The sequence below is a fragment of the Acerihabitans sp. TG2 genome (assembly GCF_035013185.1).
Taxonomy (GTDB): Bacteria; Pseudomonadota; Gammaproteobacteria; order Enterobacterales; family Enterobacteriaceae; genus Acerihabitans.
Window position 1 is genome coordinate 91871 of record NZ_JAYGJO010000011.1, and the last position, 18472, is coordinate 110342.

19 protein-coding genes are annotated in these 18472 nt (G+C 53.0%); 4 read left to right on the forward strand and 15 right to left on the reverse strand.

All coding sequences use genetic code 11. The features are described from left to right. Positions 1-59: 59 nt before the first annotated feature. From SJI19_RS11925 to SJI19_RS11945, 5 genes are all read right to left on the reverse strand, one after another. Positions 60-785: a glycosyltransferase family A protein gene (locus SJI19_RS11925; RefSeq protein WP_323478478.1), complete on the reverse strand. Its 726-nt coding sequence runs from the start codon at positions 783-785 to the stop codon at positions 60-62. A 2-nt stretch (positions 786-787) separates the two neighbouring features. Further along, the gene (locus SJI19_RS11930) at positions 788-2002 is read right to left on the reverse strand and encodes a glycosyltransferase (protein WP_323478479.1); all 1215 of its coding nucleotides are present in this window, start codon (positions 2000-2002) and stop codon (positions 788-790) included. A gap of 298 nt (positions 2003-2300) precedes the next feature. Continuing rightward, positions 2301-2975: a MarC family NAAT transporter gene (locus SJI19_RS11935; RefSeq protein WP_323478480.1), complete on the reverse strand. Its 675-nt coding sequence runs from the start codon at positions 2973-2975 to the stop codon at positions 2301-2303. 143 nt (positions 2976-3118) lie between these two features. Next, a complete protein-coding gene (gene alkB / locus SJI19_RS11940) occupies positions 3119-3766 on the reverse strand; it encodes a DNA oxidative demethylase AlkB (protein ID WP_323478481.1) in 648 nt (215 codons plus the stop codon). A 91-nt stretch (positions 3767-3857) separates the two neighbouring features. Further along, on the reverse strand, positions 3858-4871 hold the full coding sequence (locus SJI19_RS11945; protein ID WP_323478482.1) for a hemin-degrading factor: 1014 nt from the start codon (positions 4869-4871) through the stop codon (positions 3858-3860). Positions 4872-5525: 654 nt separating this feature from the next. Between SJI19_RS11945 and SJI19_RS11950 the strand changes: the two genes are divergently transcribed. Further along, positions 5526-5864, forward strand: coding sequence for a FlxA-like family protein (locus SJI19_RS11950; RefSeq protein ID WP_323478483.1), 339 nt, complete (start codon positions 5526-5528; stop codon positions 5862-5864). A 158-nt stretch (positions 5865-6022) separates the two neighbouring features. Here the strand turns inward: SJI19_RS11950 and SJI19_RS11955 are convergent, their stop codons facing one another. Further along, complete coding sequence (locus tag SJI19_RS11955) at positions 6023-7150, reverse strand: iron-containing alcohol dehydrogenase (RefSeq protein WP_323478484.1); 1128 nt, start codon at positions 7148-7150, stop codon at positions 6023-6025. Between the two features lie 23 nt (positions 7151-7173). After that, positions 7174-7596, reverse strand: coding sequence for an RcnB family protein (locus SJI19_RS11960; RefSeq protein ID WP_323478485.1), 423 nt, complete (start codon positions 7594-7596; stop codon positions 7174-7176). A 380-nt stretch (positions 7597-7976) separates the two neighbouring features. Between SJI19_RS11960 and gap the strand changes: the two genes are divergently transcribed. Further along, entirely contained in the window at positions 7977-8978 is a 1002-nt protein-coding gene (gene gap, locus SJI19_RS11965) for a type I glyceraldehyde-3-phosphate dehydrogenase (protein WP_323478486.1), read from the forward strand. Between the two features lie 91 nt (positions 8979-9069). Here gap and map read toward each other — a convergent pair whose 3' ends face one another. Then, positions 9070-9846 carry a type I methionyl aminopeptidase gene (map, locus tag SJI19_RS11970; RefSeq protein WP_323478487.1) on the reverse strand — a complete coding sequence of 259 codons (777 nt, stop codon included), beginning with the start codon at positions 9844-9846 and terminating at the stop codon, positions 9070-9072. Next, a complete protein-coding gene (locus tag SJI19_RS11975; RefSeq protein ID WP_323478488.1) occupies positions 9843-10109 on the reverse strand; it encodes a ParD-like family protein in 267 nt (88 codons plus the stop codon). Before SJI19_RS11975 ends, map begins: the two co-directional genes overlap by 4 nt. Positions 10110-10345: 236 nt before the next feature. On the opposite strand from SJI19_RS11975, the gene SJI19_RS11980 reads away from it, so the two are divergent. Next, complete coding sequence (locus SJI19_RS11980; RefSeq protein ID WP_323478489.1) at positions 10346-11059, forward strand: DUF554 domain-containing protein; 714 nt, start codon at positions 10346-10348, stop codon at positions 11057-11059. A 31-nt stretch (positions 11060-11090) separates the two neighbouring features. On the opposite strand, the gene SJI19_RS11985 is transcribed toward SJI19_RS11980, so the two are convergent. The 3 genes from SJI19_RS11985 to SJI19_RS11995 all read right to left on the reverse strand — a co-directional run bounded on the left by SJI19_RS11985 (position 11091) and on the right by SJI19_RS11995 (position 14225). Beyond that, positions 11091-11687: a histidine phosphatase family protein gene (locus SJI19_RS11985; RefSeq protein ID WP_323478490.1), complete on the reverse strand. Its 597-nt coding sequence runs from the start codon at positions 11685-11687 to the stop codon at positions 11091-11093. A 124-nt stretch (positions 11688-11811) separates the two neighbouring features. Then, positions 11812-13362, reverse strand: a complete 1551-nt coding sequence (locus SJI19_RS11990; RefSeq protein ID WP_323478491.1) for a GMC family oxidoreductase — start codon at positions 13360-13362, stop codon at positions 11812-11814. 32 nt (positions 13363-13394) lie between these two features. Next, positions 13395-14225: a FadR/GntR family transcriptional regulator gene (locus tag SJI19_RS11995; RefSeq protein WP_323478492.1), complete on the reverse strand. Its 831-nt coding sequence runs from the start codon at positions 14223-14225 to the stop codon at positions 13395-13397. Positions 14226-14436: 211 nt separating this feature from the next. On the opposite strand from SJI19_RS11995, the gene ppaT reads away from it, so the two are divergent. Beyond that, complete coding sequence (gene ppaT, locus SJI19_RS12000; protein WP_323478493.1) at positions 14437-15630, forward strand: pyridoxamine--pyruvate transaminase; 1194 nt, start codon at positions 14437-14439, stop codon at positions 15628-15630. A gap of 72 nt (positions 15631-15702) precedes the next feature. On the opposite strand, the gene SJI19_RS12005 is transcribed toward ppaT, so the two are convergent. From SJI19_RS12005 to SJI19_RS12015, 3 genes are read right to left on the reverse strand one after another with little or no spacing between them, the layout of a single operon-like run. Further along, complete coding sequence (locus SJI19_RS12005; protein WP_323478494.1) at positions 15703-16746, reverse strand: 2,5-dihydroxypyridine 5,6-dioxygenase; 1044 nt, start codon at positions 16744-16746, stop codon at positions 15703-15705. Positions 16747-16791: 45 nt separating this feature from the next. After that, complete coding sequence (locus tag SJI19_RS12010) at positions 16792-17340, reverse strand: flavin reductase family protein (protein WP_323478495.1); 549 nt, start codon at positions 17338-17340, stop codon at positions 16792-16794. After that, the gene (locus SJI19_RS12015; RefSeq protein WP_323478496.1) at positions 17337-18428 is read right to left on the reverse strand and encodes an AbrB family transcriptional regulator; all 1092 of its coding nucleotides are present in this window, start codon (positions 18426-18428) and stop codon (positions 17337-17339) included. The genes SJI19_RS12010 and SJI19_RS12015 overlap by 4 nt, the downstream gene beginning before the upstream one ends. Between the last annotated feature and the right edge of the window lie 44 nt (positions 18429-18472).

The following is an 18472-nucleotide window of genomic DNA, read 5'->3' on the forward strand; positions in this document are numbered from 1 at the left end:
TTTTCCATGTCCATCTAACGGTTTTTTTAACGTTAGTGCGCCACAGCCTGTTGTTAGCCTTAGCGGATATCTCGATAATCAGACGTGGCGGGTTTGTTGCGTACCACTTCGGAAATAAAGTTTAAGACATAACGTAGCGCGGTGGTCACAAAACCTTCTTGTTTCAGGCGGCGTGCTGACGTTTCCATGACCATGCCAAGGTTAAATTGCACACGCCCCTCGTTGGCAAGACGTCGCGCTATGTTGGTATCTTCGCCATAAAACGCAATTGACTTATCAAACCCGCCGATACGCAATAAGGCCTGTTTGCTGGCGGCGAAATTTCCACCCACGGCCATATAACGCGTGATCCAGTAGGTCGGTTTGGCCAGCAACAACCAGTAAAGCGCCACCATATGACTTTTCACCCCAGGCAAGTCAAAATAACGGTACGGACCGCTGATGCAGACCAGATTCCGGTCTTGATCAAACGCATCCAGCACTTGGCTAAGCCAGCCCGCCGGCATCCTGGTATCGGCGTCGATAAAGGCCAGAATATCACCGGATGCCGACTCCAGTCCTCGCTGGCGGGCGTGGGTCAGTCCCTTAACGGGTTCATAAACCACACGAACCTGCGCAAAACCACTCGCCACCTCCGACGTCCGGTCGGTACTGGCATTATTGATGACAATAATCTCAACCTCGCCAGATCTTGCCTGCGCGTTGAGCTCGTCGATCGCGCATCGCAGACAGGTCGCAAGATACCGTTCTTCGTTGTAAGCCGGAATGATCAAACTGAGTTTCATCTTTATGCTCCTGAGATAGACGACATCTGCTCGGGTACCGCCAGGCTGACCTGGTGATAAATCTCTTCCCAGCGATTTGTCACCGCCGTGATGGAAAAATCCTTGGTCTTATTGATGGCATGCTCACCCATTTGTTGGCGCAATGCTGGCGAGTGGAACAAAAGTGTCAACCGACGGGCAAAATCTTGCTCATCTCCGGGTTGCGCCAGAAAACCCGAACGTTCATCGATATATTCCGGCAGCGCACGCCAGTTAGCCCCGACCACCGGCAGCCCGGCGCTCATTGCCTGAATCAATACCATGCTTTGTGTTTCAGAGGTGCTGGCGATAGCAAAGATATCTGCCGCATGAAATACCGCGGCCAGCGTGGCCTTATCCAGGGTGCCGAGAAACCTGACGCGGTTCCCTACGCCCAGGCCATCGGCCAGTTGTTCGAGCCGCTGGCGTGCACTACCATGTCCGGCCAGCACCAGCATCACATCAGGCACTTGCCTGGCAATCAGGGGCACGGCACGAATCAACACATCAATGTGTTTTTCATCCGCCAGGCGGCCGGCATAAACAAGGGTTGAATCACTAAAACCATAGGTCCGTTTGCGTGCAGCGCGGTAGGCGGTTGACGCCGGACGGAACTGGGCGGTATCGACCGGATTGGATACGATGCAATGGGGGCAATGCAGCCCGAATGCACACATTTCGTCGATAACCGAATGCGAGGGACCGGTCACCATTGCACAGTGGTTGTAGTAGCGGGTCACCGCCTGAACACTGAACCTGCTGAAAAAATCGGTCGAAAATGGCGTATAACCACCAAACTCACCGATTGCCCAATGATTGGTGCCTACCAGCGGAACATCTAGGTGACGCGCCGCACTGAGTGCTTCCAGTCCTGCGCCAAAAAAGGTATGGGTATGGATAATATCTGGCGCGAACGGGATCAACTGACGCCAGCGTCGTCCGGTGGGCACCAACAACCGTGACTGTCCGGTCGAGCTGGGAATCGGTAGCGCAAACAGTCGCCGGATCGCAACATTGTTGCCCAGATTGGCTTCGTGCTCGGCGACACCGGCAAGGGTGAAATCATGCTTGGTGGCTTGCGGAGCGAAAATCATAATCTGGTGGCCGCGGTTGCCAAGCTCCCGGCAAGTGGACAACACCGAGTCTTGAATGCCACCCAGCTCCGGGTAAAAACTGTCGGTAAAGACCGCAATTCGCATCAGCATCTCCCACACTAGGCCGTTCAGCTGATCCTAAATGAATAGATGTAATGAGGACGCTGAGCGCTACTCGTTTGCTGTCATTATGATCGTTAACCGGTGGCACTGCATAAGGCCCTGAACAGTACTCGTTGGAGGTTCGACCATTATTAGCTTAGCAAATTATTATATGGTTGAATTTTACTATCAATATGTGACAGGGAGTTTACGTTTGAACAGCGTTCAGTCTGAATGCCGTGATTGTCGACCGTATTCAGACTGACGCTTATAGGTGAGCATTTATTCTTTTTTTAGGGTATTAGTGTTGCGCAACGATTTCCAATACGCCATTAATAATAAACTGCACTCCGACACAGACGAGCAAAAAGCCCATCAATCGTGAGATGGCATCGATACCGCTTTTACCGATTAAGCGCATGATAACGCTAGAACCATTCAGGCAGATCCACAAAATAAGAGAAATGGTGGCGAAGGTAATGGCCGGACTGACCAGCAACACCCAGCTTTCAAAACCCAATGAATTATCTTTTAAGGTGGAAACCGAACTGATGATCATGGCGATAGTGCCAGGCCCTGCACTGCCGGGCATGGCCAGCGGCACAAACGCGATACTATCAGACCCCTCATTGAGCATTTCTTGATGCTTGGCATCTACGATGGATGATTTTTCATGCTTGGGGTGGGGAAACAGCATGCGAAAACCAATAAAAGCGACAATCAGTCCCCCGGCAATCCGCAGGCCCGGAATGGAAATCCCAAAGGTATTCATCACCAATTGCCCGGCGTAAAAAGCAACGATCATGATGAAAAACACATAAATCGAGGCCATCAATGCTTGGTGTTTGACCTCTTTGTAACTCATGTTGCCGGAAAGGCTTAATAACAGCGCGACCGAAGTTAACGGATTAACCAGTGGCATGAGTAAAACCAGGCCCAAGGTTACGGCTTGCAACAGTTGGGAAAGTCCTAGCATGGAGCGACCTCAGGAGATGATGTGAATATACGGAAACGGGGTATAGCGTACCATTAAAATATCATCATAACATTCTGAAATAGGGGCGTAAGCCCCCCTACTTCCGAACTAAAAGCACAGTATGATAGGCCATAATGCCGCCGCTAGAGTGCCTTGCGCATGGTGATGTTAATACGGTGCGGCCCGACCAGAGAATGATACCCTTCTTTGACCGGCATAATGCCATGGAAACAGAGCCGCGAAGGCCCACCCCACACCACCACATCACCATGGGCCAGTGGAATGCGCTGGGTCGGATCGCTGCGGCGCAATCCGCCAAATTGAAATATCGCCGGCAGACCGAGTGATACCGAGACGATCGGCGCATCAATATCACGTTCGTCTTTATCTTGATGCAAGGACAGTTTGCTGCCGGGATCGTAGCGATTTATTAGGCATGAGTCCGGGATAAACGGGGCGAAACCCGCCTGTTGTGCCGCTTCGTCTGCCAGCGCCATCAGGATAGCCGGAATCGGCGGTAAGCGTTGGCCGCTGCGCGAGTCACGTTCTGAGTAACGATATCCACGACGCTCACGAGTCCACGCGTTGCCACACCAACTCATTGCGACCGACATGACATACCCGCCCGGGGTGGTCATATGGCGCCACGGCACCTGGGCAATGACACCGTTGACCGCCGCCAGCAACGCAGGGCCGTGATCACGCACAAATCCATGCATCACTACCGCGCCGGGACCGAGTTGATCGCGCCATGGCGGCGGCGCCGAGTCTTCAAAAAGATCGATGGTCATGATGTAGCCTGTATAAATGAACAGTATTCATTTTAGCAGACCAATAAGGGATGTCCAGTCAGTGCCAAACCACGGCTATTACGTTCCTGAACTATGCAGACAATTGTGCAATTTGCGCCCGCCACTGCTTTTGCTCAGGTTGACCCTCGGTGCGCTGACCAAATAGTTGGGCGATCGGGGTGCCGTTGGCGGCAAAGAGCTCGAGGCTGGTGACATTGCCATCGAGGGTGGGTTTACAGGTGACCCAACTTTCCGCAATGGTGTCTTCCACCAGGTGCAGGGTGAAATCACGATTAAATATGTTGAGCCAGTTCTGCCAGGGAGTCACTTTTTCGATAACACCAGTGAAGATTTGCACACAGCCACGGTTACCAACAAAAATCATTATTTCATTGCCATCCCGACGCGCCGCCGCCAGTATTTGTCTCAGAGCCTGGTTATCGACCCGGTAAGCCAGATCGTCGGGAACCGCACGAAATGCCTGCTGGCGCGTCAGGCTGTAGCGCTTGAGCAGTGTAAAAAACTGATGCACATCGGTCATCGCCCTCCACTCTTGTGCTAATTCAGGTGGCGCAGTGGTGGGCTGTGCTGCGGCGGGCCTAGGGATCAGCTGGAGCATGGGATTTTCCTTCGCGGCAAAACACGCGAGCCACTGTTCCCAGGCTGTCATTAGCGTGTTGAAGGTGGTGTAGATTTTTAATACCGCGTCACCATGCAGGTCAAAGAATTGGATGCTTTGGCGACCGCCTTGCTCTTCGGGCTCTTGGACATGGAATGCGCTGATCCACTGACGTGGAAATACCCGTAGATCCAGCGCCCGCGGATTAAGGATTAGCCCGGCATGATCGCCCAGCTCGAGGTTTTGGTAGTGCCCTATTTGTTCATGAACAGCATAAGCGTTGCGGGTGATGGACTTGGTTTCACCGACACTTTCCAAGGCGGCCAGCATAGCCGGCACATCCACGCGCAGGCGGATGGTCTGCTTACCGGCCCGGATATGGGTCAGCTCTGCTTCGCTGATATTCATTAAACGCGCCAAATCGCGGGCATATTTACGCGGATGCTGTTTTTTTAATGTTAAATAAGACTGATAACACGCGTCCATTATTATTTCCTTACGTTGATAATCATTTCCACCCTACACGAGGAAGGTATAAATATTCGGTAATTATCACAACAAAACATCACAGCAAAACGTCACAGTAGGCTGACAATCAAGTTTATAGCAATAATAATGATTGTCATGCAATGTCATCAACAACACCGTACTGTGTTAGATTTTTATCAATGCGGTTTTTTTGGCTAGAACAGAAAAAATAATTTTTTAATGATTCCGGAAAATCATATTAATTCATTGATATTATTTATTTTAATAACGGCATCAATAAATAAAAATCCAAGCAGACCAATAACCGCCAGGCGACTTAAATTAATATGATAAATAATTATATTATTATAATAATATAAAAACAATATTTTCAATACCCATTTTTATAGAATGACTAATTTACTTCTAATCATTATTGGGATAATTATAATTATATAAACAATTGGTTAATATTTGAATTAAATGGGAATAAGTATTTTCACCTAAAACGTTGATCTTTAATATATCAATTGTGGCGATAATCAGTCTATAGCCGTAATATAATTTACTGAGGTTCGGCCATGCCAGGACTTTCCCACCTGTTGCAAACGGTGAATGTGAGTCTGGTTCTGTGATTACTGTTGATTGAACGTTTTGTAACAGGAGTACACTATGATCAATACCATTACGCCATCCTTTCACTCTCTCTCATTGGGTGTCGTTACTGATGTTGCCTCACAAATTAAAGGTATCACTCCGCAGATTAACAAACTGACCACGCAACTCGTCGCATTGTCCAAATCCAGCTTGAGTGCGGAGCAAAAGCAACATCAGCAGCAGTTGCTTAAGGCAAAATTTAAAAGGCTGGAAACGCAAGTGGCCAGGTTACGACAGCAAGTTGCTAGAAATATGATGTCTGAATGTAGACAGCAAAACGCCATCGTCAAGGAAATCCACCCCGGGAGAGTTAACACCAAATCTGCTACCCATCGGATTGATGTTTATCGCTGAATATTAACAACGGGTGATGAATTCACATTGCACGGAAAATAACGATCTACATTAATCTGGCGACTTTTAGCCATCGTCGCGAGATTAGCTGAGGACGTTGTCGTTACAGACTATCCCTTTAGGTTAAAAAAATGCCATCGGCATCTAACCGAAAAAAATCATTCGATACGAAATGCCGCCTCGATCAACCTTTGGCGCTGTGCCGGCCGGTACTCGAGCAACGCGTTTTTACTATTTGATTTGTCCACACAGACGGCTAATTCTTCGCGACTGATCGACAGATCATCTTGCCAGAAAGAGGCAATGGCGTGGCGAGTGATATAGTCCAGCAGATAACGTTCCGGGCCGGTTTGCTGCGCGGGGAATAACCGTCCGGACAATTCGGCCATTAACGTCCGCTGGCGCGGTTGTTGACTTTCCGCCAGCAGTGCCAGAAATGGCAGCAATAGGCGTCCACAGATCTGCCCGTGGTGATAAGCGCGCAAGGCGCCGATCTCGCCGGCAATACCGTGGATCACCCCCAACCCCGCCATACTCAGTGTCAGCCCGCCCAGGTAAGACGCCTGCATGATGGCCTCGCGGGCATCGCTACTGCGGTTGAGCCCCGGCCAGGCATGCAGAAAGTAACGCATACCGGTCAGTGACATCTCGCGCGACACACTGCTGGAAGTGTTGGACAGGTAGGATTCGAACAGATGAGTGAACGCATCAATAGCGCAGTAGGCCAATACCGGATCAGGCGTGCCCGCCAGCAGTTGCGGGTCAAGAATGGCCACTTGCGGCACTAAATTCGCATGGCGTAGCGAGGCCTTAACCTTATTGACCACGGTATCGGTTACCACGGCGTTTTGCGTCACCTCGCTACCGGTCCCGGCGGTGGTGGGGATAGCGATCAGTGTTAGCGTATTACCACTCAGTTTGCTGTCACCGACTTTTTCCATATAACGCAGGGTTGGCAACGGATGTTCCGCCAGCGCAGCAAACGCTTTGGCGGCATCCAGCACACTGCCGCCACCAATGGCCACCACCCGCCGCACTTTACCGCGCCAGCGTGCCACCCAGTGGTCAATGTCCTGGGGGGAGGCCTCGTGGCTGACAACCTCGGTGCCGATCAACCACGGCGACAACGCTGGCGACAGCGCGGCATAGACTTTGCCGCCCAGGAACGAGCGGCAACTAAAAAGTAGCGTTGGCTGTGGTTCAGCGTCCAGCAGCGGAATCAATTGACTGATACTGCCGGTGCCAAACACGATTTGCCGGTTGGCGATCATCATATTACCGCTCATCGTCGCTCCTGCAGTTGTACGGGTTACATTGGCGAGAAAATCTTACCGGATTCGACTTTCACAATCTTGCCATCCAGATTGGCAATAAGCACATAATTACCGGCCATATATGTCCAGTGACTATTGTCGTCCGGTGCCGGGAGGTGCCGGGTTTTCCAGTCGATAATTTCATAGGGTTTGGTTCGATACAGGTCCGGTACAATGTCGCCAAGCTGGTATTGTTTTGAATCAAGATAAAAAGACTGAAGGTCGGGTGACTGCACGGTTGGCGCATTAGGTGACGGCGTTAGCGGTGGATTCTGCGCGTCAGTCGGTGCCGTAGGCTGAATCGGCTCTGCGGGGCTGGGTACGGTTTCAGCGTAAGATGAAGATGCAAAGGGCAATGCCCCTAAAAATAACATGGCCACGACTAACCCGGCCTTCGACTTACCCATTGTATCTGTCAATTTTGCACCTCTTTGCTGATCCGACATTTTTTAGAAACCTTGATAACAACAATTATAGATGTCTTCTGCGCTTAGGCGAGACACATCCCTACGGCCTTTGTGTCGCTAGACCAAAGGTTAATGACACAATCCAAGTGTTGAAGATAAAGATATATCGTTCCGGGCATAGCGAATTTTTGTAAATAAACATAACCGCAGTTGTTTATGGCCCGACGAAATAGTCCTACCAAATTATTATTGTACTCCCGCTAGGCGTGACTTATCGTGAGCTGCTACCCTTCTAGGATACAACGAGATAGTGAGTGTTTTCATTACCCCGTGGTGAAAGCCATGGAATGCAGTTACATACTACTGACACACTTTTTTATGAGGATGCTGTTATGAAAAAGATCGGTATTAATGGGTTTGGCCGCATTGGACGTTTGGTGTTACGCCGGATTCTGGAAACCCATAGCGACGTGGAGATCGTAGCCATTAACGACCTTACCTCGCCAAAGATATTGGCTTATCTGCTTAAACACGATTCTAGCTATCGCAACATTGACGGCACGGTGAGTTATACCGACGATGCGATTGTCGTTAACGATAAAAAAATTGCCGTTTATGCCGAAAAAGACGCAAAAAATATTCCCTGGGGGGCACTGGGGGTGGAGATAGTGGTTGAGTCCACCGGATTTTATACCTCAAGCGAAAAGGCACAAGCGCACCTTGATGCAGGCGCAAAAAAGGTCCTGATTTCCGCTCCCGCCGGTGATATGAAGACCATCGTTTTTAACGTCAATAGCGACACCCTCACCGCAGAAGACCAACTGATCTCTGTCGCGTCTTGTACCACCAACTGCCTGGCGCCGATGGCTAAAGCCCTTCATGACAGCTTTGGCATCAAACTGGGCACGATGACCACTATTCATGCCTATACCGGTACGCAGTCGCTGGTTGACGGCCCTCGGGGTAAAGATCTGCGCGCGGCGCGTGCGGCGGCACAAAATATCATTCCCCATACCACCGGGGCGGCCAAGGCGATTGGTCTGGTGATTCCTGCCCTTAGCGGCAAGCTCAAGGGCCATGCTCAGCGCGTGCCGACGCTCACCGGTTCGGTAACGGAATTGGTGTCGATACTGGAGAAAAAGGTGACCGTTGAGGAAGTGAACGCCGCCGTGAAAAAAACCACCGAAGGTAATGCCTCTTTCGGCTATACCGAGGAAGAGATTGTCTCTTCTGATATCGTTGGCACCCACTTTGGCTCGGTGTTTGACGCCACCCAAACCGAGGTAAGTGAAGCCGGCGGTCTGCAGTTGGTGAAAACCGTCGCCTGGTATGATAACGAATACGGTTTTGTCACCCAGTTAGTGCGCGTATTGGATAAAGTCGCCGCCTATTAGGACAATCCCAATCCTGTCACATGGGCGCCAATGCCGTCCATGTGACAGATAGCGCCATGTCAAACTATAGGGTGCTATATAGCACCATCCATTACACTGGGGTGACATCAGGCCAGGGAGTCAATACCTCAACACCCTCGCCAGTGACCACCACCATATGTTCCCATTGGGCTGAGAGCGAGCGATCTTTGGTCACCACGGTCCATCCATCCTTCAGGGTTTTGGTTTGTGCTTGCCCGGCGTTTAACATGGGTTCAATCGTAAACATCATGCCCGCTTTGAGTTTCAGCCCCTCGCCTCGATGACCATAGTGCAGCACCTGCGGAACATCATGATAAATCCGACCGATACCGTGACCACAATATTCGCGCACCACGCTATAACCCTCACGATGGGCCACCGATTGGATCGCATAACCGATATCACCCAGCGTGGCGCCAGGCCGCACGCAGTTAATCCCGGCCCACATCGCCTCATAGGTAGTATCCACCAGGCGTTTGGCCCAGGGTGTGGGTTCCCCGACAAAATACATGCGGCTGGTATCGCCATACCAGCCGTCTTTAATTAACGCCACGTCAATATTGACAATATCCCCTGCGTGTAATGCTTTATCCGAAGGGATGCCGTGGCATACCACCTGGTTTACCGACGTACAGGTGGTTTTGGCATAACCGTGGTAACCGATATTGGCCGGTATAACACCTTGGACATCAACAATATGATGATAACAAATCCGGTCTAATTCATTGGTGGTCACCCCTGGCTTAACGTAGGCAGCAATCATAGCCAGGACTTCCGCGGCCAGCCTGCCAGCCTCCCGTGCCTGCGCTATTTCAGCGGGTGTTTTGGTGGATACACTGTGGTTCATGAAGGTTCCTCTTGCGGATCGCGGGTTGGCAATGTCGGTTCAAGCGTTTCTAACGCGGCTGCGCGCGATAGGGTAATACCACCTGACTGCTCCAACTGAATCAATAGGCGGCAGATATCCTTATGCCCCAGTTCAGGGTGCAATTCGGCGAGCATGCCCACCCTAAGCCAGTGCTCAGCCTGGGCGTTTATCGATCGACACAACGCGCCGCTGGCGATGCGCAGACACTCATGAATGCCATCGGACACTTTTACGATACCCATGATTGGCCTTATACGTTTCATATATGTTTCGTATATTACGCGACTCTTGGCTGGCGGCGTTTAGCAAAATATGCGGTTGGCAAAAAAGGTTTTTTTAATCAGCAAAGCACCGTAAAATTGATCGTTATGGGGACAAGCACGCTGACATAATCATTAAATACGCACATAAAAACCCACCGCTGCCGGCCTGATTGAGCTAGGATAACGGCCTCTAAGATTAAGAGAATGAGGGTGTAATGGTAGGGCCATGGATAAATAGTGCAGCCATTATCTGCGGCGGGTTGCTAGGGATGTCTTTTGCCCGATACGTTCCGCTGCGCTTGCGGGAGGGATTACCCGCGACCTTCGCGCTGGCATCTATTTCCATCGGTATCGTCATGGTAATCAAAGTACAAAATATGCCGGCGGTTATTTTTGCACTGATACTGGGAACCACCTTAGGCGAGTTACTTTCGCTGGAGCGCGGGGTGAAATGGCTGGCGGGTAACCTGCAGCACACGTTGTCTAGCGTGGTTAAAACCCGCAGTCCGTTGCCGCCGGCGGAATTTGCGCAAAATTTTACCGCCATGATTGTGCTGTTTTGCGCCAGTGGACTTGGCATCGTCGGGTCGTTAACCGAGGGTCTTAATGGCAATTATCAGTTGCTGTTGGTGAAATCTATGATGGACTTTTTTACCGCAATGATTTTTGCCATTTCCTTGGGCGGCCTGTTGGTGGTGGTCGCCATCCCGCAGTTACTAGTGCAAAGCGCGTTATTTGGGTTGGCAGTGTGGATAATGCCCTATATGGATCAGGGCGCGTTTGCCGATTTTTCGGCCTGCGGCGGCATCATCATGATCGCGGTGGGGCTACGTATCGCGCAGATTAAAATATTTGCCGTAGTCAATTTTTTGCCAGCGTTGCTGTTTGTGGTGCCACTGTCTTACGGGTGGCGCGCATTGATGGGGTAGCGATAAAACCTCTGGCGTTAGCGCAAAAAAATCACTTATTACAGACCGCCGATACGTCGTTTAGATGCTCCTGCTGGTGGGTGAATATCACTTTATTCGATGTTGCGCGCCGGTTGAGGGTCAGCACAAAAACACTATCAAAATCATTCCCTGGCCATGGGGGGATCTCATCTAGGTTGCCGCCTTCGGTCTTAACGATATTTTTCACCACCTTAACGAGATTTTTATGTTCCCAGGCGACAAAAACTACCGAATTCTGGTAGCTGTCACTTAATAACGCGGTTTGTAACCCTTGGATATCATCAGCATGATACTGAATATTGATCGGTAGCGAGAGCCGGATCGCCGTTGGTGTCATGGTGGTCAAGGATCTTAGCGAACTGCCAGATTTTTTTTCCTTTGGTCCGGCGGCAAAAATGGCCTCGGGTTTACCATAACGCTCCATCAGCACGTCCGGTAGCGCCAGAGCGCGGTTTAATCCCTTGCAGGTCAATTGGCCGCTATCATTATCGGGTTTTTCGCCATGTCTGACAAAAACCAAGGTTTGATCCGCCAATGCGCTCTGGGAACCCGCTAAGGTGACCGTCAGTACTAACCCTAATGCGACCTTTCGTATGCTATTTTCCATATGTTCCCCAAAAAAACCACCGCCTGCTTGCATCAACCGCCAGTGGAGGCAACTGACCGGTTACGCGCCGTACCACCATGGACCGGGGGGGTGGCGCAACCTTCATTACCCGCCCCACCGGTATTCAGGACCAAAAATCAGCGGCAAATGATTCCGCCATCGCCAGCAGTGCGGCGTGAATCGGACCGGAGGTGATGCACGGGATGGCTGACGCATCCACTATCCATACATTATCCACACCGTGCACTTTTAGCCGCCCATCGACCACGGACGTCGCAGCGTCGCGCCCCATTTGGCAGGTGCCGACCGGATGATGGTGCGTGATCGCCGCACGCGCGATAAAGTGATTCAGTTGTGCGTCATCCTTTATCTCCACACCCGGCAAATATTCCGTTTCCCGCCATTCCTTCAGCGCCCGGCCGCCCCCGATGGCCCGTGCTAATGTTAAGGCACGCACAAAGGCCTGCCGGTCGTGCTCACTGTGCAAATAAGCCGGATCAATAAAGGGTGTCGCCCGCGAATCGGCCGAGACGATCGCCAGACGTCCTCGGCTGGTGGGATGTGTCACCCCAAATAGCAGGGTAAACGCGCTGCCCGGTGCCGGTGAGATAAACCCTTCGGCTACCGAGGCGGCCGCCACACACCCCAACACCACGTCCGGTGGACCTTGTTCGACCGTTGGATCGGTGGAATTCAGGTACATCAGCGATTCCGAATGTTGTAATCGGGTCGGCGGCACCGGCCGACGGGCGGTATAAACATTGCCCGCGCCCAAGAGATGATCGTGGAGATTTTCACCGACCCACGGCAACCCGTGACGACAGTTGACCCCTGCAGCCTGCAGTGTGGTTGCCGGCCCAATACCCGATCGCATTAACAGTAATGGCGAAGCAATCGCACCGGCGCACAGAATAATCCGTTCAGCGGTAAACCGTTTCATCCGCCCGTCATGCTGGGTGTTGACCGCCGTCACCCGGCCTGCGGTCAAACTCAAGGTTTCTACCATCACACCGGTGAATAACCTGAGATTATCGCGTGATAGTGCCGGTGTCAGCCAAGCATCGGCAGTACTGACACGTCGTCCGTGGCGAATGGTCAATGAATTGGCTGCTACACCGTTAAGTTGCCAACCGTTATGATCCCCACGATACGGCACACCGAAATCCAGCCCCGCCTGCATATACGCCCGTACCACCGGACTGAGTTCATCTTGTGGTAACCAAACGGGCATCGGGCCGCTATCGCCGTGAATGTCCGAGGCACCGCCCGAGAAACTCTCACTGCGAATAAAATAAGGCAGCAAATTGCGATAGTGCCAACGGGCGTCGCCCGTTGCCTCTACCCAGGGTGCGAAATCATCCGGATGGCCACGAACATGGGCCATGGCATGCAGGCAACTGGAGCCACCAACGATTTTTCCTCGTGGCCAAGGGTGGACACGATTGGCGGTACCGGCTTGGGCCGCGGTAACAAACTGCCAATCATAGTCTCGCCCTTGAATAAACGGCCACTGCTCAGGGCGAGCAATATCCGGATCACGCGGCGGTTCTCCCGCTTCCAACACCCCCACCCGACACGCGGGATCGGCTGAAAGGCGCGCGGCGAGCACGCTGCCCGTTGACCCTGCGCCAATAATCAACACATCAAAATGGGTGACTTCCGGTTGTTCGGGCATGTGTCTCACCAACTCCTCGACTCAGGTTAATGTCAGGCAAAATCCTTCATTACCGGTGCAAAACCTAACCGGCTCATAATTTTACGCTGTACGACCGCCAGGTGTTCCCACATGGCGCGTTCAGCCGTATCGGGATCACGGCTGGCGATGGCCGTGGCAATCTGGCAATGCTCTGCATCACGCTGGGCAACACGTTCCGGTGAGGTTTCCTGGTCGCTTTCGGAAAAACGTAGACGGCTGTCAGTTGCTACCTGATTAAGCAACACATACAGTTCGGTCGCCAGACTATTGCGCGAACCGGCGGCAACCGCCTTATGAAATACCTGATCGGCCATACTCGGTGTCAAGTGATCCGGTGTGGTGGCGGCCCGCTGAATCTGTGCAATTTCCTCAGGTGAAGCGCGCAGCGCCGCCAACCTCGCCAATGCCGGTTCCAGCAGCATACGCATCTCCATAACCTCTAGGGGATTGGTTGACCCCACCAAATCACTGCCGATCACCGAGGTGGTCGGCGGTACCACGGGTTCAGAAACCCCCGCCGGTGTGCCGCCTGCATGCGCGGTTGGGGACACGGCCGGTTTGCGCAGCGCACGTCGGCCGATCTGCGCTGGGGCCAGTTCGCCTCGGTCACGCATTTTCTGCAAAGATTGCCGCAACGTATGTCGCTTGATGTTCAGCTTCTCGGCAATAACCCGCTCCGGCAGCATTTGTCCCTTCTCGTCGATCAGCTGTTTCAACTGGGAAATGATCGCCTCGGTTTTATCCAGCCGCTGATGTTTCGCCACTGAATTGTGTTTTGCACGGGCCGACGAGCCCGCTGATTTCACGCGGCCTGTTATGGTCATCTTGTCCGTTGTAGACATGGTTGTACCTTTTGTTTAGCGAACAGCACCCGATGAGCCCCTGCCGCGACGCCGGCTAAAGGCGCCGACAATCGTCAGATTCTACTCTGAAATTCCGACAAGATAAAACCAATAAATTATTTGGTTGATATTTTTGGTTGTGAATTCTAGTATCGACTCACACGATCTGCTTTGCCACCTGTCCGGTGGCCTATTTTTCATCGAGAATGCCATGACCGCACCTATCCTGACCGAGGCTATTTTTACCCTGACCACCGGCCCGGTGAACGCCTATCCGGACGTTATGCGCGCACTATCAATGCCGATTATGTACGATTATGATCCCTACTTTCTTCAGCATTATCAGCATGTTTGCCAGAAAGTGCACAGCATCATGCATACGCAAGAAATGCCGCTGATCCTGCATGGCGAACCGGTCCTGGGACTGGAAGCCGCAGCGGCCAGCCTGATCGGCCGTGACGATGTAGTGCTTAACCTGGTATCGGGGGTCTACGGCGCGGGTTTTGGCGAATGGGCGCGGCGCTATTGTAAGGAGCTGCTTGAGATCCGGGTACCTTATGATCAGGTGGTTGATGCCACAATGGTTGAGGAAATATTACGCCTGCGGCCCGATATCGGCATCGTCTGCGTTTGCCATCACGACACCCCTTCCGGCACACTCAATCCGGTGGTGGAGATTGGCCATGTGGTGCAACAACATGGCGCACTGTTTCTGGTGGATGCGGTATCGTCGTTTGGTGGCATGCCGATAACCCCGGCGATGGCCCATGCGGATGTGTTTGTCACGGGTCCAAATAAGTGTTTGGGCTGCCCGCCGTCCCTGAGCCTGGTTGCGGTGAACCACGCGGCCTGGGAAAAAATTGCCAGCAACCCCAGCGCACCCAGAGACTCAATTCTTAGTCTATTGGATTGGCGTTACGCCTGGCAGTGCGACCACCCCTTCCCGTTTACCCCCTCAGTGGCGGAGATCAATGGACTGAACGCGGCATTGGATCGCTATTTGGCCGAAGGTGAAACCCAGGTGTGGGCGCGCCATGCTTTAACCGCACAAGCCTGTCGTGCCGGGCTCAAGGCCATGGGATTGTCGCTGTGGGCGGCGGACGAGGCGTTTGCCTCCCCCACGGCGACCGCAGTTAACGTCCCGCCGGGTATCGATGAGGCGCAATTACGTGCTACGGCACGCGCGCGTTTTGGTGTGGTATTTTCCGCCGGCAAAGGTGAAACACTGGGTAAGTTGACCCGTATCGGACATATGGGGCCAACGGCACAACCGATGTATGCGGTGCTGGCATTGGCGGCTTACGGCGGTGCCGTAAACGCGTTATCGACCACTCAGCTCGATATCGGTGCCGGGATTGCGGCAGCGATGGCGATCATTGGCAGCGACAGAACGCCGGTGGTTTGATCCGGAACCCGATCGACGCCGCAACATGGTGTAAAAACTCATCGTCCCCCTTGTCCGGGGGACCTGTGTCGCTTAACGTTGATCGTCGGCCATCACTTTACCTCGCTGGGTCATGGCCACGCCGTCAAGGGACAGCGAGCAATTGCGCAGGGGAATATCGAGATGGCATGGCGTATCGCGCAGACCACCGGCCTCGGTATTCGGGCCGCTGGAAAACAGAAAATTGCCTGCAAAAGCACGAGCATCCATGCCAATAGTGGCCTCTTTGTCATACAGGCCAAGGGTCGTCCAATGCGCACGGGTCATCAAACCCCATCCCACATGCGCCATGGCGTACGCTTGAGGATCGTTAAACGAGTCAATAAATTCACGCATAAATTCTGCATCGTATCCACCATCAATGCGTCGGATATATCCCTCCTCTATGGTTAAGGTCACCGGGCTGCGCAGATAGCGTTTGAAAGGTAAAATAATGTCGCCGGTATCCATCACAATACGTCCTTGCGAGGTTTTCTCGTTGGGCCAGGTCGCAACAAAGCAACTGGGCCAGTGATCCCATTTGCCCGGCAGGTCTGAGAATCCATGCTGAGTCAATACCGGATACTCACCCAATTCGCAGTGAAAATCGGTTCCCGCGTCGGAAACGACCGTCATACGCCGCGCCTGTTTAAGGCAGGCCGTCGCCGCCAGTGCCCGCAACTTGTCCGCTCGGGTCGGCAGCAGGCGCAGCAGGATTTCCGGGGGTTCCACTGCCAGTAACATCCGGGCGCCGGTTTTCAAAATCTGCTCCTGCTCGGGGGAGAACAACAACATCATGGTGTCAATAATCAGATCACTGCTTTTTAATGCTGCCAGCGCCACCCGATTGGTCTCCAGGGCGGTTTTACCGACAAAACCAGACTTGTCGCGGCTCAGGGCCTTTTCACCGTTCATCGGTGCCAGCGCCAGCAAGGTCAGTATCGCCCCCATCTGGCTACAGGCGATCTGACAGGTGGCAACCACCTGAGGATGCGAATCATCACTGGTCAGGATGGTCACCTGTTCCCCAACGCGCAGATTGCACAGGGTTAATACCTCTTTCCAGCCCGCAACCAGATCGCTATTGCTCACGGCCATAATCATCTTCTCCAAGGTTAAGGGTGTTCGGCGGTAGCTGAAGACTTAGGCCTGCGCCGACAGAGAACGGTATTGACGATTAAAATGAATTAATGGTACCCCGGGCTTATTGACCCGCACTGATGCCACGTCGCCGAAAAACACGCTGTGGGTTGCGGTGTTGATCACCTGGGCCAGCCGACAGTCAATATTCACCAAGGCACAGTCCAACGCCGGCGATCCGGTGAGCAATTGTGACCATATGCTCGATTGAAAACGGCTTTCACCCCCGCACCCGGTCTGCCCGGCGAAACGGTCAGACAGTTCGTTATCCTCGGCGCTTAACACATTGACGCAAAATGCACCACTGTCGATAATCGCCTGATGTGCCTCACCGAACTGATTCACGCAGATCAACAGCATCGGCGGTGATACCGACAAGCTGCATACTGCGGTGGCGGTCAGACCACGCCGTCGCTCTCCTTGCCCCGAACTGATAATACTGACGCTGCTGGCCAGATGGCGCATCGCGCCTTTGAAATCCTCGTTAAGCGTCATCGCCAGCTCGTCGGCTGCTGAGCGGGCTGCGATGGCCGTACGCGCACAATCACTCATCTCTCCTCCTTGGTCTGCCACCCCGGCAGACGCTGCAATTGTTGAACCAAAAAGGGGCCACATAGCACCACCACAAACATTCGTACGGTCTGAAGTGCCAGCACAAAAGACACATCAACATGACTTTCAATCGCCACAATCGCCACCGAGTCGATACTGCCCGGTACCGTGGCAAGAAAAGCCGTCAGCTTGTCGATACCCAACAGGTAACTCAGCACCAGCGACAACATTCCGCTGAGCGAAATCAGTACCAGCGCCGCCAGCAGCGCCAGCGGAATAAGCTGTACGATGCGGATCAAAATTGACCGGGTGAAGCGTAATCCCACCTCCAGCCCAATGGCGGCAAACGCCAGTAACAACACGCCATCCGGCAACCATAGGTGAAAGACACCGCTGGCACCAAGCGCCGCACCGCTCACTAACGGTACCATCATGGCGGCAGCTGGAATAAACCCCAGCCAACGGGTGGCCAGCGGCCCAAGCAGGGCAATCAACAACGTAATGCCAAGCGCCAGGACCGGATGGCTAGGCATTTCCGGCGGCAGGCCGTTGGGTAAGCTGCCGGAAGAAAAGTGCGAGACCAAGGTGACGGACACCACCACCATCGCCAGGCGCACATACTGCACCAGCGCCACCACCCGTCCATCGGCATCCCGCTCTTGTGCGATAATCACCATCGCGCCCGACATCCCCGGCATCGCCGCCCAGATCGCCGTTTCCGCCGATACCGCACCAAAGCGGCGCAGCGCCCAACTGATGGCAAAGGAAAAGCTTAGCGTGGCGGCGATAAACACCAATAATACCGGCCAATTACTGACCACCGACCAGAACGTTTCAGGAGTCAGGCTCTTGGCAATCAGGCAGCCAGCGATGCCTTGCGCCAACAAAAACAACGGCCGGGGAAATCGCAGTTCTACCCCGCTTACCGCGAACATCACACCTGCAATCATTGATCCCAATAGCGACGCGGCGGGAAAATGGATCAGGCTGAGCGCGGCGGAAAATAACCCCGCCAACGAGACCAACCCCAACCAAGGCGCGCCATGACGCCAACGCTCCGCTACCTTGTCCTGCGGGTTTACCTTCATGGTAGATCCTGTTGCTCGCGGCTGCGCCCGCATGATTAAAAAAG